Source organism: Streptomyces sclerotialus (genome assembly GCF_040907265.1).
GTDB lineage: Bacteria > Actinomycetota > Actinomycetes > Streptomycetales > Streptomycetaceae > Streptomyces > Streptomyces sclerotialus.
This window is the reverse complement of sequence record NZ_JBFOHP010000001.1, coordinates 1-14,206: the sequence shown is the minus strand read 5'-3', so window position 1 is coordinate 14,206 and position 14,206 is coordinate 1. Positions and strand designations below refer to the sequence as shown.

Below are 14,206 nucleotides of genomic sequence, written 5' to 3'. Positions count from 1 at the left end.
ATACTACCTGGTCCTCAGGGGTGCTCCTGACCATGTGGCCCCGGCCACACCGCGGGCCCCCGCCCGGGGGCCCGCGCGCGCCGGTGCCGCGGGTCAGATCGCCAGCGACAGCAGGACCGGGGCCGCCCTGCGGTTCAGCGTGTCGGCGGCCTTGCGCAGCCGGTGGGCGTGCTCCAGCGGCATCGACAGCGCGAGGCAGCCCACCGTCGCCCCGGCCGTGATCGGGACGGCCGCGCAGACCGTGCCGACGGCGTACTCCTGGAGGTCCAGGACGGGGACGGAGGCCGGCTGGCTGTCGAGCTTGTGGAAGAGCACCTTCTCGTTGGTGATCGTCCGGGAGGTGAGCCGGGCGGTCTTGTGCTGGGAGAGGTGGTCACGGCGGCCGTCGTGGTCGAGCTGGGCGAGCAGGCACTTGCCCATCGCGCTCGCGTGCGCCGTGCGGTGGAACTCCGCCCACTCGTTGACCTTCGGGGCCTGCGGCCCGTCGGCGTAGTGCAGGATGCGCACCTCGCCGTCGATGTAGCGGCTGATGTAGACCGCGGCGCCGACGGAGTCGCGCAGCTCGTCCAGCGAGCTCTGCAGCTTGTCGTTGAGCGCCTGGGCCCGGCCGACGCCGCCGCCCAGCAGGGTCAGCGACTCGCCGACCACGTACGCGCCGTCGGACAGCTGCTTCAGGTAACCCTCGCGGCGGAGCATCGCCAGCATGTGGGTGAGGTGGGCCGCCGGCAGCCCGGTCTCCCGCGCTATCTGGTCGTCGGTCGTGCCCGTGGCGTGACGGGAAACCGTTTCGAGCACGCGCAGTGCGTAGCGCACCGAGTGATAAGGCGCGGTGGGCTCGTACGTCGGCGCCACGGTGTCCCCCTAGCAGGTTGTGACCGTTTGCATCATCACCGTCGCCGCCCGTCACGGACAGCATGCATCGCGCTGCCTTGCCGGGGGGCGGGGCTCGTACCACGATAGCGGCCAACCTGGCGTACAGGAGGGGGTCTTGAGTGAAAATCGGCGTCCAGCACGCTTCTGTTCAGCGATTCACCACCGTGGCATATGCCCAGGTCATAGCCTTGGGGGTAAAAAGCGGCCCGCCGCCCCGTCGTGGGACGGCGGGCCGCTCCGCGCGTTCCGGCGTCAGAGAACCGCGCTGAGGAACTCGCGGGTCCGCTCGTGCTCCGGCTCCGTGAAGATCTTCTCCGGCGGCCCGGACTCGATGACCCGGCCCGAGTCGAACATCAGGACGTCGTCCGAGATGTCCCGCGCGAAGTTCATCTCGTGCGTGACGCACAGCATGGTGATGTCCGTGGTGTGCGCGATGTCCCGCAGCACGTCCAGCACGCCGGCCACCAGCTCCGGGTCGAGCGCCGAGGTGACCTCGTCCAGGAGCAGCACCTGCGGCCGCATGGCCAGGGCGCGCGCGATGGCGACCCGCTGCTGCTGGCCGCCGGAGAGCTGGGTGGGGTACTTGTCGACGTGCTCGGTCAGGCCCACCAGGTCCAGCAGCCCGTGGGCGCGCTCCTCGGCCGCCTCCTTGGTCATCCCCAGCACGTGCACCGGCGCCTCGGTGACGTTGCGCAGCACCTTCATGTTGGGGAAGAGGTTGAACTGCTGGAAGACCATGCCGATGTTCTTGCGCACCTCGCGGGTGTGCTTCTCGCCGGCCGGGACGAGCTTGTCGCCCTTCTTCTCGTGGGTGAGGTAGTCCCCGCCCACCTTGATCGTGCCCTCGTCCGGCTTCAGCAGCGTCATCAGCAGCCGCAGGATCGTGGTCTTGCCGGAGCCCGACGGGCCGATCAGGGTGACGTGCTTGCCCGAGGAGACCGTGAAGTCCAGCGAGTCCAGGACCGTGTTGGCCCCGAAGCGCTTGGTGACGCGGTCGAAGCGGATCAGCTCGCTGCCGTCCACCGCCGGGTTGGCCGTTGCTTTCGAGAGGTTGCTGTCAGCGGACAAGACGACGCTCCAGGGCTCGCAGGAGAAGGGAAGCCGGGTAGGCGATGACGATGAAGGCGAGGCCGACGACCGTGTAGGGCTCCAGGGTCTGGAAGGTCTGCGAGGAGAACTGGCGGGCCTCGCCCAGCATCTCCAGGACCCCGATCACGAAGATCATCGGGGTGTCCTTCAGCATCGCGACGACGTAGTTGCCCAGCGCCGGCACGACCCGGCGGATCGCCTGCGGCAGGATCACCGCGCTCCAGGTCCGGGTGCGCGGCAGGCTGAGCGCGGTCGCCGCCTCCCACTGGCCCACCGGCACGCCGTCGATGCCGGCGCGGTAGACCTCGGCGGTGTACGTCGAGTAGTGCAGGCCGAGGCCGATCACGCCGGTGGTCAGTGCCGAGAGCGTGATCCCCCACTCGGGCAGCACGTAGAAGAGGAAGAACAGCTGGACGAGGAGGGGGGTGTTACGGATGAACTCGGTGACCCCCACCACCGGCCAGCGCACCACGGCGTGCTCGGAGCGCTGCGCCATGGCCCAGACCAGCCCCAGGGCGAAGGCGATCAGCGAGCCGAGCGCCAGGGCCTCCAGGGTGACCAGCAGGCCGTGCCAGAACATCGGCATGAAGTCGCCGACCGCGTCCCATGACCACTTCACTGGACCGCACCTCCCGCCGGGGCCGCGCCGGAGCGCGAGACGTCACCGACCTGGTCGGCGCTGAGCCTGCTGCGCAGGCCCACCCGCTTCTCAGGGGCCTTGCCGATGCCGGCCTTGGCGTGCCGCTCCACGACCCGCATCCCGCGGGTCAGGAGGAACGCCAGAACGAAGTACATGACGAGGATGATCGTGTACACCGGGGCGCTCTGACCGGTGGCGTTGCGTACCAGCGAGGCGCCGAACGCGATGTCGGCCACGCCCATGATCGAGACCAGAGCGGTGCCCTTCAGCAGCTCGATCAGCAGGTTGTTGAAGGGCGGGACCATCTCCGGCCAGGCCTGCGGGAGGATGATCTTCCGCAGCTGCTGGGCGGGGCTGAAACTGAGCGCGATGCCCGCCTCGCGCTGGGCGGGGGCCACCGCGTTGACCGCACCGCGTACGACCTCCGAGCCGTACGCGCCGTAGCTCAGGCCCAGGGCCAGTACGGCGGCCCACATGGGAACCAGCTGCCAGCCGAAGGCGATGGGGAGCACGAAGAAGATCCAGAACATCAGGATCAGTGCGGAGGTACCGCGGAAGATCTCGAAGTACGCGCCGGAGAGGAAGCGTACGATCCACAACCGGTGGGTACGCGCCAGGCCGATGACGAAAGCGACCACGGCGGCGAGTGCGGCGCTGAAGGCCGTCAGCTGGACGGTGACCCAGACGCCTTCGAGGAGGAGTTCCCACAAACCCCAGCTGATTTCGCTCACGGCTTGCACCTCTCCTTGGCGGTGATGGTCGTCATCTGGTCCTTCGTGAAGCCGAAAGGCCGCATGACGTCCAGGAGTTCGCCGCTCTTCTTCATCTTGTGCAGCTCGCGGTTGAACGCGTCCCGGAGGTTGGTCTCGGGGCTGCGGAAGGCGAAGGCGCCGACGTCGATCATCGGCTTCCCGTTCACGTACGGCGTGACTTCCTGGGTGGCCTCCGCCTTCGTCGTCTCGGTCTCCTTCACGACGTTGCGCACGGTGACCGCGGTGCCCACGAAGACGTCGACCCGGCCCTGCTCCACCGCGAGCAGGCCGGCCAGCTGGTCGGGCAGGGTCGTGATGCGCTTGACCCCGGCCTCCTTGGCGTAACCGATCTCGGCGAAGCCGACGCCCGTCGCCATATGGGCGCCGGTCCTGGCTATGTCCTTGTAGGTGCGCAGATTCTTGGGATTCCCCTTCGGCACGATGAAGGCGTCGAGCATCTGGTATTCGGGATCCGCGAAAATGACCTGTTCGCAGCGGCCCGGATTGATGTACATACCGGCTGCCACGACATCGAACTGGAGGGAATTGAGGCCGGTGATGAGCGAGCCGAATTCCGTGGCGAACGGCTGGACGTTCTCGACGCCCAGCCGCTGGAAGATGCGCTCGGCGATGGCCGGCGCGGAGCCGGTCATCTTCCCGTCCTTGCCGATGTAGCCGTACGGCTGCTCGCCCGCCAGGCCCAGCCGTACGGTGCCCTTGGCGCGCAGCTGTTCCAGCAGATGCCCGCCGTCGCCGGTGTCGGCGGTCGACACCCGGCTGCAGGCACTGGTCGCGCCCATCGCACCCGCCGCGCCGAGCGCCGCTACCCCCGCGAGCAGCGTGCGGCGACGGAGGCCGCCTCCCGAACTTCGCCTGTTCTGTTGGGTGTTCCCCATTGATGGAGCCATGGGCGCGCGACTACCCGAAGCCGGGGAACCTATGCCGATCGTTTCCGGCCCTTGATGCTTCCGGTGCCGAAGGGGTCGTACACGGAGTTGTGCGGGGAAAGTCCGGGTAATTACCGCTGTGTACGGGGCGTTTGGGGCAGGAGGGAAATGACTTCCGCCGCGTCCCCCGGGGAAGTGTCCGTGGACGCCCTACGCTCGGCGTGCCGGGTGATACGTCACCAATGACCGGCAAGGACCGGTAAGTCTGGCAAGCATGGTAATCAACCAAGAGGGGTCATCATGGCCGACCGTTTCATCGAGGTCTCCCTGGACAAGCGCGGCGTGCGCTGCACGGCCAAGCTGCTCGACGACCGCGCCCCCGTCACCTGCGCCGCCGTCTGGGACGCGCTCCCGCTCGGCGGCGACGTCTACCACGCCAAGTACGCCCGCAACGAGATCTACGCCCTGGTGCCGCCCTTCGCCCCCGAGGAGCCGCCCCTGGAGAACCCCACGATCACCCCGATCCCCGGCGACCTGTGCTACTTCACCTTCACCGACACCCAGCTGGCCACCGCCTCGTACGGCTACGAGGCGGCGGCCGAGCGGCAGGGCGGCAAGGCCGCGCACGCGGGCCGCGCCACCGTCGTCGACCTCGCGCTCTTCTACGAGCGCAACAACCTGCTGATCAACGGTGACGCGGGCTGGGTGCCGGGCATCGTCTGGGGCTCGGTCGTGGACGGCCTGGACCGGATGGCCGACGCCTGCCAGGACCTCTGGCGGGCCGGCGCGCTCGGCGAGACGCTCAGCTTCCGCCGGGCGTAGCGAGGAGTTCCGGGGCCGGGATGTCCGCCACTCCGGCCCCGTACAGGGCGTGCGCGGCGCGCAGCACCAGTGCGTCCGCGTGCCGCGCCCCGACCAGCTGCACCCCGATCGGCAGTCCGTCGCCGTCCACGCCGCAGGGCAGCGACGCCGCGGGCTGCTGCGTCATGTTGAACGGGTAGGTGAACGGCGTCCAGCCCGTCCAGCGCTCGTGCCCGGACCCCTTGGGCACCTCCACGCCCGCCTCGAACGCCGTGATCGGCTCGGTCGGCGTGACCAGCAGGTCGTACGTCTCGTGGAACCGCCCCAGCTGCCGGCCGAGCGCCATCCGCTCGTCCACCGCCGCGAGGTAGTCCAGCGCGCTGTAGCGCGCACCCTGCTCGCAGACCACGCGCAGCGCCGGCTCCAACAGCTCGCGCGCCTCTTCGCCGAGCGGCTGCACCACCCGGGCGGCGCCGCTGAACCAGAGGGTGTGGAACGCCTCCACCGGGTCCTGGATCCGCGGGTCCACCTCCTCCACGTGCGCGCCCAGCTCCGCCAGCTTGTCCACGGCGCGCCGGACCGCCGCCGCCACCTCCGGCTGTACCGGCACGTCCCAGCCCAGGGACGGGCTGTAGGCCACCCGCAGCCCGGCCACCGGCCCCGACAGCTGTTCCACGAAGGAGCCCGTCGCCGGGGCCAGCTGCGACCAGTCCCGCGCGTCCGGCGCGGAGATCGCGTCCATCAGCAGCGCCGCGTCCGCCGCGTCCTTCGTCATCGGGCCCGCGTGGGCCAGCGTCCCGAACGGGCTCGACGGATACATCGGCACCCGCCCGTACGTCGGCTTCATCGCGAAGATCCCGCAGAAGGAGGCCGGGATGCGGACCGAGCCGCCGCCGTCCGTCCCCAGGCTCAGCGGCCCGGCGCCCAGCGCCACCGCCGCCGCGCTGCCCCCGCTGGAGCCGCCCGCGGTCCGGGACGGGTCGTACGGATTGCCGGTCACGCCCTGGAGCGGGCTGTCGGTGACCCCCTTCCAGGCGAACTCCGGCGTCGTCGTCTTCCCGATGAAGACCGCGCCCTGCTCCCGGAGCCGGGCGACCGACGGCGCGTCCTCGTCCCACGGCTGGTTCGCGCGGACGGTCCGCGAACCGCGCAGGGTCGGCCCGCCGCGCATCAGGAAGACGTCCTTGACGGTGACCGGTACGCCGTCCAGCGGTCCGGCCGGGGTGCCGGCCCGCCAGCGTTCCGCCGACTCCGCCGCGGCGGACAGCGCTTCGTCGGCCTCCAGCCGGGTGAAGGCGTTGACGTGCGGCTGCACCTGCTCCGCCCGGTCCAGCGCGGCCCGCACCGCCTCGACCGGGGAGAACTCGCCGGCCGCGTAACCGGCCGTGAGCCGCAGTGCTGTGAGATCCGCCAGTTGGGTCATCGAGCCCTCCATCGGGGGAGTGGAGTATGCGGTTTTTTTCCGGCCCCGGCGGGTGGCCGGGGCCGGCGGCGCGACGGGCGGCCGTATACGGCGGGCTACTGCACCGGCACGTACCCCAGCCGTTTGTCGACGACGTTCAGCAGCGGCTCGCCGGCCGCCCAGCGGTCGTAGTTGTCCATGAACTGCTCGGCGAGCGCGTCCCGCCAGCCGAGGGTGTCCCCGCACATGTGCGGCGAGACGATCAGGTGCGGGACGTCCCACAGCGGACTGTCCGCCGGCAGCGGCTCCTGCTGGAAGACGTCCAGCGCGGCGGCCGCGATCCGCCGGCCGCGCAGCGCCTCGACGAGGTCCCGCTCCACCACCATCGGGCCGCGCCCGACATTGATGAACCGGGCCGATTCCGTCATCCGGCCGAACGCCTCCCGGCCGAAGAGTCCGTGGGTCTCCTCCGTCAGCGGAGCGGCGCACACCACCCAGTCGGCGGCCGGCAGCAGTCCGTCCAGCGCGGCGCTCGCGTGCACCGTCCCGAATTCCGGGTCACCCGTCCGCTCCCTGCGTCCGACCAGATCGACCTTTACTCCGAGCGCTTTCAGGGTCTGTCCGATGGCCCGTCCGATCGGCCCGGAACCGACCACGACGGCCCGGGAACCGGCCACTCGCAGAGTTTCCCGGTGCTGCCACCGGCGCTGCCGCTGGAGTTCCCAACTGCCATAAAAATCCTTCGCCATGCCGATCACCAGACCGGCGACGTACTCCGCGATGGGCTGCTCGAAAACGCCCCGGGCATTGGTCACAACGGTCTCGTCCTCGACGAGGCCGGGGCACAGCAGCCGGTCGACGCCGGCGCTCGCGGTGTGCACCCAGCTGGGCCGCGGGCCGCCGGCGGACCAGGCGTCGCGGATCGCGTCGGAGGTGAAATCCCAGGCCAAAAGCACGTCGGCGGTGGGAAGTTGATCAGCCAGGGTCTTCTCGTCCGCGAAGATCACCTGGGCTCGTCCGGACAGTCTGCCGAGTTTCGGAGGCGGGTCGGATCCGAGGACGAGTACGGTGTTTTCGGTCATGGGCCAGAAACCGTTCTGAAACGTGTGCCCCTTTAACTGAAAGAGGCGCCGACAGATGCCTGAGATGCGAGGATTGACCACGCTAGGAAGCCGTATCTACCGTGTCAACAACGGCTCTGTCCCGACGTCCCGGCTTGTGCCGGTTGTTTCAAATTCCCTGGCCGATGGCCTAGCCCTTTCGTTCTTCTAGGGGCCATTCATGGACGTCTCTTTCCTCGGGGGCCCACAGCCGCAGTGCGGCGTGGGTGTCGTTGCACCCTTCGACTTCGCACTCGACCGCGAGCTGTGGCGCTGGGTCCCCGACGACGTGTCCCTCCACCTCACCCGCACCCCTTTCGTACCGGTCGAGGTCTCCCTCGACCTCGCCCGGCTCGTCAGCGAGCACGAGACGCTCCGGGAGGCGGTCCAGGCGCTGTCCGCGGTCTCCCCGCGGGTGGTCTCCTACGCCTGCACCTCGGGCAGTTTCGTCGGCGGCGTGGCGGGCGAGCGCGCCATGTGCGCCGCCATGCGGCAGGCAGGTGAAGTGCCCTCGCTGACCACCTCGGGGGCGCTGCTGGACGCGCTGTGCGAAATCGGTGCGCGGCGGATCGCCCTGGTCACGCCGTACACCAAATCCGTCACCGACTCTCTGGAGGACTATCTGGCAGAAGGCGGCATCACGGTCACGGGCCGCGCCTACCTCGGCCTGACCCGGCACATCTGGAAGGTGCCCTACCGGGACGTGGTCGACATGGCCCGGCAGGCGGTGGTGGGCGCGGCCGACGCGCTCTTCATCAGCTGTACCAACCTGCCGACCTACGACGTGATCCCGCAGCTGGAGGCCGAGCTGCGGATGCCGGTCCTGTCGGCCAACCAGGTCACCATGTGGGGCGCGCTGCGCGCCATCGGCATCCAGGCGGTAGGCCCTTACCAGGCGCTGCTCGACCCCGTCGCGAGACGCGGCCCCGCGGCGCTGTCCGGCTCACCGGACGCGGTGCCGCGGCACCGCCCGGAGCCCGAGGCGGCGTTCGCCGGTCCGTCCGCGGCGCCGGAGGCCGAGCAGGCCGAGGGGCTCGAAGCCCCGGCCTTCCCGGACGACCCGTACGAGGCCTGACGGCCCGTACGACATCTGCACAGCACGTACACGCACGTCGGTCCGTACATCCGCACCCGTACGACGCATGGGAGTTCTGCATGGCCACGGTCGGCTTCCTCTACCCCGGCTACTCCGCCGAGGACGACTACCCCCGTATCGAGTCCCTCCTGGGCGGCGGCGTCCGGCTGCCGCTGGTCCACACCGACATCGGTGAGGACGCGCACCGGGTGGACGCCCTGCTCGAAATGGGGTCGGCGGCGCGGCTGGCCGCCGGGGTCGCCGACCTGAAGGACCAGGGTGCGGAGGCCGTCGTCTGGGCCTGCACCAGCGCCAGCTTCGTCTTCGGCTGGGACGGCGCGCAGGAGCAGGTCCGGGAGCTGTCGGCCACCGCCGGGCTGCCGGCCTCCAGCACCTCCTTCGCCTTCGCGCGGGCCGTCCAGGCGCTGGGGGCGGAGCGGGTGGCCATCGCGGCGACCTATCCGGAGGACGTGGCCGAGTACTTCCACGCCTTCCTGAAGTCGGCGGGTACGGAAGTCGTCGCCACCCGCGGCAGCGGCATCATCACCGCTGCCGAGGTCGGCACGTGGGGCCTGGACGAGGTGCTGCACCTCGCCCGTACGGGGGACCATCCGGACGCCGAGGTGGTCCTGCTGCCCGACACCGCGCTGCACACCGCGGCTCACATCCCGGCCGTGGAGGAGGCGCTGCGCAAGCCGGTGCTCACCGCCAACCAGGTCACCGTCTGGGAGGGGCTGCGGCTGCTGGACCGGGAGATCGTCCGGCCGGAGCTGGGCACCCTCTTCGCGGGACCCCGGCGGGAGGAGTGACCGGGATCCCGCGAGCCGGCCGTCGGGAATAAACGGAGTTCTACTCCGGTTGGTCGCGGGGAAGACCCGCTACCTAGGAGGACCCGCACCGTGAGCGGCCACCACGACGAAAGCCGCGGCCCGGCACCCGAAACCGGCCGGGCCGCCGGCACCCCCGGCACCGACGACGAGATCCGGGGCACGGCGCACGGCACCGCGCCCGTACCGCTGTCCGTCCTGGACCTGCTGACCGTCGGCGCCGGGAACACCGCCACCGATGCGCTGCGCACCTCCGGCGAGATCGCGCGGACCGCGGAACGCCGCGGCTACCACCGCTACTGGGTGGCCGAGCACCACTCCATGCCCGGCGTTGCCTCCTCCTCGCCGGCGGTCATCCTGGCCCACCTGGCCGCGCAGACCGAGTCCATCCGGCTCGGCTCCGGCGGTGTGATGCTGCCCAACCACGCCCCGCTGGTGATCGCCGAGCAGTTCGGCACCCTGGAGGCGATGGCTCCGGGCCGGGTCGACCTCGGCCTCGGCCGCGCGCCCGGCACGGACGGCGCCACCGCCGCCGCACTGCGCCGCACCGACCGGCTGCACGAAGGCGCTGACGACTTCCCGCAGCAGCTCGCCGAGCTGATCCGCTTCCTGGACGACGACTTCCCCGACGGGCACCCCTACGCCCGTATCCACGCCGTGCCGGGACCGGTCCAGGCCACCTCACCCGGCGGCGTCCAGTCCGCGCACCGCCCGCCGGTCTGGCTGCTCGGCTCCTCCGGCTTCAGCGCCCGGCTCGCCGCCCAGCTCGGCCTGCCGTTCGCCTTCGCGCACCACTTCTCCGCGCAGAACACCCTCCCGGCGCTGGACCTGTACCGCGAGACCTTCCGCCCGTCGGCCGTGCTGGACGAGCCGTACGCGCTGATCGGCGTCGGCGCGCTGGCGAGCGAGACCGAGGCCGAGGCCCGCCGCCAGGTGCTGGCCGGGGCGCTGTCCATGATCCGGCTGCGTACCGGCCGGCCCGGGCTGGTGCCCACGCCGGAGGAGGCGGAGAACCACCCGTACAGCATGGTCGAGGAGGACTTCGTCGAGAGCTGGCTCGGCAACGTCGTGTACGGCACGCCCGACGCGGTCCGCCAGGGCCTGGACGACCTCGCCAAGCGCACCGGCGCCAACGAGCTGATGATCACCGCCAACGCCCACGGCGGCGCGGCCCGCCTCCGCTCCTACGAGCTGATCGCGGACGCGTACGGGCTGCCGGGCGGCAACTGACGGGGGCCTCAGGACGGGGGACGGGGCTGCCGGGGGACGGTGACGGGTCCTCCGTCAGCCCCGCTTCCCCTCTTCCCCGTTCACCGGCGGATCCTCCCCGTCCATCGGCGGGCCGGCGAGCAGCGAGGCGACCCGGTCGGCCGGCAGCGGGCGGGAGTACAGCCAGCCCTGGCCGGTGTCGCAGCCGATGCGGCGCAGCCGTGCGGCCTGCTCGGCGTTCTCCACGCACTCCGCCGTGACCGTCAGGCCCAGCCGGTGGGCCAGCGCCACCAGCGCCTCCACGATCGTCTCGTCCGCCGGGTTCGGGTGTTCCTCGGAGCGGAAGCCGCGGACGAAGGAGCCGTCCAGCTTCAGTACGGAGACGGGCAGCCGGCTGAGGTACGCCAGGTTGGAGTAGCCGGTGCCGAAGTCGTCGATGGCGATGCGGACGCCCATGTCGCTGAGGGCCTGGAGGGCCTGGAGCGGGCGGCCGGCCGACCCCATCACGGCGGATTCGGTCAGCTCCAGCTGGAGCAGTTCGGGCGGCAGACCGGTCGCGGCGAGGATCCCGGCCACGTCCGCGACCAGGTCGGAGTCCCAGACCTGGCGGACCGCCACGTTGACGCTCACGAAGAGCGGGGGCTCGTCGGGGCGGGCCAGCTGCCAGGCACGCGCCTGGTGGCAGGCGCGCTCCAGGACCCAGCGGCCCAGCTCGACGATGGCGCCGTTCTCCTCAGCCAATCCGATGAACCGATTCGGCGGAAGTGTCCCGAACTGCGGGTGCCGCCAGCGCACCAGCGCCTCCACGCCCTGCGCCCGGCCGTCACCCAGGCCGACCAGCGGCTGGTACTCCAGCGTGAACTCGCCGCGGTCGACGGCCGGGCGCAGCGTGCTGGAGAGCGCCTGCCGGGTCATGCGGTGCGCGTTGCGCTCGGGGTCGAAGAGCGTCCAGCGGGCCTTGCCGTCCGCCTTGGCCCAGTACAGCGTGGTGTCGGCGGCCTGCATCAGGCCCGTCGCCGTCGTGCCGGCCGCGGCCCGCTCCACCACCCCGATGCTCGCCGAGACCGACAGCCGCTGTCCCGCCAGATCGAACGGGCGCTGCAGCGCGTCCAGCACGGACTGCGCGAGGTCGGCCAGCTGCTCGGTACCGGTCGAGTCCTCGACCAGCAGTGCGAACTCGTCGCCGCCCAGCCGGGCCACCAGCGGCCCGCCGCGCCCGGCCCGGCCGGCGGGGCGCTCACCGCAGCGGGCCAGCCGCTGCGCCACGGCACCCAGCAGCCGGTCGCCGACGCGGTGCCCGAGCGTGTCGTTGACCGCCTTGAAGCCGTCCAGGTCGAGGTAGCAGAGGCCGATCCGGCCGGTGCCGCCCCGGTCGTACGCCGCCGACTCCAGTGCGGTGGTCAGCCGCTCGAAGAAGAGGGCGCGGTTGGGCAGCCGGGTCACCGGGTCGTGCATCTGGAGGTGGCGCAGCCGGGCCTGGAGGTCGTGCCGGTCGCTGACGTCCGAGACGGACAGCAGGACGTCGTCGCCGCCGGGCAGCGGCTCGACGCTCACCTCGGCCCAGAGCGAGTGGCCCGCGGAGTGCTTCAGCCGGCGCGTGCAGCGCAGCCGGTCGCTGCGGCCCGCCAGGACGTCGCGGTACGCGGTACGGATGTGCGGGTCGCCGCCGAGGTCGGTGAGGTCGGCGGCGGAGGCGGCGGCCAGCGCGCGCGGGTCCTTGCCCAGCAGCTCGCCGAAGGCGGGGTTGGCGGCGGTCACCAGGCCGTCGCGGCCGAGGACCGCCATCGGCAGCCGGGCGGCCTCAAAGGCGGCGCGGTAGCCGCCGGAGGAGGCGGGGAAGGGCAGGGGAGCGCCGGCGGACGCGTCGTCCGGGGCGGCGGCGTGTGCGGAGTCCGTCCCCCCGCTCCCTTCGCTTTCGTTGGCCGGTTCGTCACCCTGTGTGACCATCGGCAGTGTCGCTCCGGGGGCGCGGCTCGGGCCGTCGGAGTGTCCGCTCACTGCTCGCTCCCGCATGGCGCTGGTCCGGTCGGTGGTTCTCGGGAAACTCGGGAAAGGGGAATCCGCGGTGTAAGTGTGGCGATCATAGAGGTTTCCCGGACGGCCTAGCCAGCAACACAACCGTGACGATCGGCATCGATGACAGATGTTTGATGGTTTCTGTGCGCGTCTGTTCGTCACCTGGTCCTGACGGATCAGGTGTGACGTTCCGTGATGACGGAGCGGGATGCGGCTGTCACTCAAGTGGCCCCATGGAACAGGACGAACCCCCATGAACCCCCACAGGGTGGATGGGATGTTCCGACTGCGTTCCGGGAGGTCGATGTGGAGCACTCCCAGACACCCGACGGGGTGGACCACGGACGGCTGCGGCGGTTCGCCGCCATCGCCACGTCGTTGATCGCGCTCATCGCCACCTCCATCGTCGCAGCCCCCGCCACCGCGTCCGAGGCCACGCTCTCCTGCGCCCTGCCGCGCACCGACGTCCACCACTCCGAGGGGCTGAACTCCTGGAACGGCACCTACGCGCGCCCCCTGCGCAGCCTCGACGCCGTCATGATCTTCCTGTCCTTCCCGGACGCACGGCCGCGTACGGCGCCTCGCCGGCTCGCCACCGACTACTTCCCCGCCACCCGGCGCTTCTTCGACAAGGCGTCGTACGGGACGTTCCGGCTGCGCCCGCACGTCCAGCCGGACTGGGTGGAGATGCCGCGTACCTCCTCCGCGTACGGGATACAGCGCGACTGGGACGCCGCGGGGCGCACCGCGTACCTCGACGACGCGGTGGCGGCGGCCGACGCGCAGGTCGACTTCGGCCGGTACGACGTCGTCTACCTGGTCGCCGACCCGGAGGCCCCCGGCGTCGACTCCGACGCGACCAAGGTCGTCAACCTCGACCAGCCGCTGACGGCGGACGGGGCCCCGCTGCACCGCTTCGTCACCGTCTTCGAGAACAACCCGCCGGACCGCAACGTCCTCGCCCACGAGACCGGCCACGTGTTCGACCTGCCGGACCTCTACCACCGGCCGGCCGACGGCATGGGCGACTGGGACACGTATGTAGGGGACTGGGACCTCATGGGCAGCCAGTTCGGGATGGCCCCCGAGCCCTTCGCCTGGCACAAGTGGAAGCTCGGCTGGATCAGCGACCGCCAGGTCGACTGCGTCCCGGCGACCGGCAGCGCGGTACGCGCCCTGCGTCCCCTGGCCGCGCCCGTGCGCTCCGAGGGCGGCGAGGGCGGGCAGCGGCCGCGGCTGCTGGTCGCCCGTACCGGGGAGAACAGTGCGATCGCCGTGGAGGGGCGGGTCGCGGCCGGCAACGACCGGGGCCTGTGCCGCGAAGGCGTGCTCGTCTACCGCATCGACAGCGCGACGGCCTCCGGTGAGGGGCCCGTGGAGGTGCTCGACGGCCACCCGGACACCTCGGCCTGCTGGGGCGCCTCCGTCCATCCGCCGCTCGCGGACGCGCCGCTGGGTGTCGGCGAGAGCATGGAAGCGGGGGGCGGGGTGCGGGTGGCGGTGACGGGCCGGACGCCGGCGGGCGACTGGTCGGT

The 14,206-nt window shown here is 71.3% G+C and carries 13 protein-coding genes; 5 read left to right on the top strand and 8 right to left on the bottom strand.

Features of this window, described 5'->3' with window-relative positions:
• Positions 1-93: 93 nt before the first annotated feature.
• The 5 genes from AAC944_RS00065 to ehuB form a co-directional block, all read right to left on the bottom strand.
• A complete protein-coding gene (locus tag AAC944_RS00065) occupies positions 94-852 on the bottom strand; it encodes an IclR family transcriptional regulator (RefSeq protein ID WP_030614183.1) in 759 nt (252 codons plus the stop codon).
• A 273-nt stretch (positions 853-1,125) separates the two neighbouring features.
• Positions 1,126-1,941, bottom strand: a complete 816-nt coding sequence (ehuA, locus tag AAC944_RS00060) for an ectoine/hydroxyectoine ABC transporter ATP-binding protein EhuA (protein ID WP_030614179.1) — start codon at positions 1,939-1,941, stop codon at positions 1,126-1,128.
• The gene (gene ehuD / locus AAC944_RS00055) at positions 1,931-2,581 is read right to left on the bottom strand and encodes an ectoine/hydroxyectoine ABC transporter permease subunit EhuD (protein ID WP_030614176.1); all 651 of its coding nucleotides are present in this window, start codon (positions 2,579-2,581) and stop codon (positions 1,931-1,933) included. Before ehuD ends, ehuA begins: the two co-directional genes overlap by 11 nt.
• Positions 2,578-3,333 carry an ectoine/hydroxyectoine ABC transporter permease subunit EhuC gene (gene ehuC / locus AAC944_RS00050; protein ID WP_037772146.1) on the bottom strand — a complete coding sequence of 252 codons (756 nt, stop codon included), beginning with the start codon at positions 3,331-3,333 and terminating at the stop codon, positions 2,578-2,580. Before ehuC ends, ehuD begins: the two co-directional genes overlap by 4 nt.
• Complete coding sequence (gene ehuB / locus AAC944_RS00045) at positions 3,330-4,262, bottom strand: ectoine/hydroxyectoine ABC transporter substrate-binding protein EhuB (protein WP_030614171.1); 933 nt, start codon at positions 4,260-4,262, stop codon at positions 3,330-3,332. The genes ehuC and ehuB overlap by 4 nt, the downstream gene beginning before the upstream one ends.
• Before the next feature lie 279 nt (positions 4,263-4,541).
• On the opposite strand from ehuB, the gene AAC944_RS00040 reads away from it, so the two are divergent.
• A complete protein-coding gene (locus AAC944_RS00040) occupies positions 4,542-5,063 on the top strand; it encodes a DUF3830 family protein (protein WP_030614169.1) in 522 nt (173 codons plus the stop codon).
• Here the strand turns inward: AAC944_RS00040 and AAC944_RS00035 are convergent.
• The gene (locus AAC944_RS00035; protein WP_037772169.1) at positions 5,044-6,465 is read right to left on the bottom strand and encodes an amidase; all 1,422 of its coding nucleotides are present in this window, start codon (positions 6,463-6,465) and stop codon (positions 5,044-5,046) included. The two genes, AAC944_RS00040 and AAC944_RS00035, sit on opposite strands and share 20 nt — an antisense overlap.
• Before the next feature lie 95 nt (positions 6,466-6,560).
• Positions 6,561-7,526 carry a D-2-hydroxyacid dehydrogenase gene (locus AAC944_RS00030; RefSeq protein ID WP_030614166.1) on the bottom strand — a complete coding sequence of 322 codons (966 nt, stop codon included), beginning with the start codon at positions 7,524-7,526 and terminating at the stop codon, positions 6,561-6,563.
• A gap of 199 nt (positions 7,527-7,725) precedes the next feature.
• Between AAC944_RS00030 and AAC944_RS00025 the strand changes: the two genes are divergently transcribed.
• The 3 genes from AAC944_RS00025 (at position 7,726) to AAC944_RS00015 (ending at position 10,676) form a co-directional block, all read left to right on the top strand.
• Positions 7,726-8,619, top strand: a complete 894-nt coding sequence (locus tag AAC944_RS00025) for a maleate cis-trans isomerase family protein (RefSeq protein ID WP_037772142.1) — start codon at positions 7,726-7,728, stop codon at positions 8,617-8,619.
• Positions 8,620-8,699: 80 nt separating this feature from the next.
• Positions 8,700-9,428, top strand: a complete 729-nt coding sequence (locus AAC944_RS00020; protein ID WP_030614162.1) for a maleate cis-trans isomerase family protein — start codon at positions 8,700-8,702, stop codon at positions 9,426-9,428.
• 171 nt (positions 9,429-9,599) lie between these two features.
• Positions 9,600-10,676, top strand: a complete 1,077-nt coding sequence (locus AAC944_RS00015) for an LLM class flavin-dependent oxidoreductase (protein ID WP_030614159.1) — start codon at positions 9,600-9,602, stop codon at positions 10,674-10,676.
• Positions 10,677-10,730: 54 nt separating this feature from the next.
• Here AAC944_RS00015 and AAC944_RS00010 read toward each other — a convergent pair whose 3' ends face one another.
• Positions 10,731-12,668 carry a putative bifunctional diguanylate cyclase/phosphodiesterase gene (locus AAC944_RS00010; protein ID WP_078888541.1) on the bottom strand — a complete coding sequence of 646 codons (1,938 nt, stop codon included), beginning with the start codon at positions 12,666-12,668 and terminating at the stop codon, positions 10,731-10,733.
• A gap of 309 nt (positions 12,669-12,977) precedes the next feature.
• On the opposite strand from AAC944_RS00010, the gene AAC944_RS00005 reads away from it, so the two are divergent.
• Positions 12,978-14,206 (top strand): M6 family metalloprotease domain-containing protein (locus AAC944_RS00005; protein WP_368396340.1); only part of this gene is annotated, 1,229 nt, incomplete at its 3' end.

What these genes read in the sequence shown, in the direction of transcription:
- AAC944_RS00040 (WP_030614169.1), top strand. Translation starts at nt 4,542, where the DNA reads ATGGCCGACCGTTTCATCGAGGTCTCCCTGGACAAGCGCGGCGTGCGC.
- AAC944_RS00010 (WP_078888541.1), bottom strand. Translation starts at nt 12,668, where the DNA reads ATGCGGGAGCGAGCAGTGAGCGGACACTCCGACGGCCCGAGCCGCGCC.
- AAC944_RS00025 (WP_037772142.1), top strand. Translation starts at nt 7,726, where the DNA reads ATGGACGTCTCTTTCCTCGGGGGCCCACAGCCGCAGTGCGGCGTGGGT.
- AAC944_RS00035 (WP_037772169.1), bottom strand. Translation starts at nt 6,465, where the DNA reads ATGACCCAACTGGCGGATCTCACAGCACTGCGGCTCACGGCCGGTTAC.
- AAC944_RS00030 (WP_030614166.1), bottom strand. Translation starts at nt 7,526, where the DNA reads ATGACCGAAAACACCGTACTCGTCCTCGGATCCGACCCGCCTCCGAAA.
- ehuB (WP_030614171.1), bottom strand. Translation starts at nt 4,262, where the DNA reads ATGGCTCCATCAATGGGGAACACCCAACAGAACAGGCGAAGTTCGGGA.
- AAC944_RS00020 (WP_030614162.1), top strand. Translation starts at nt 8,700, where the DNA reads ATGGCCACGGTCGGCTTCCTCTACCCCGGCTACTCCGCCGAGGACGAC.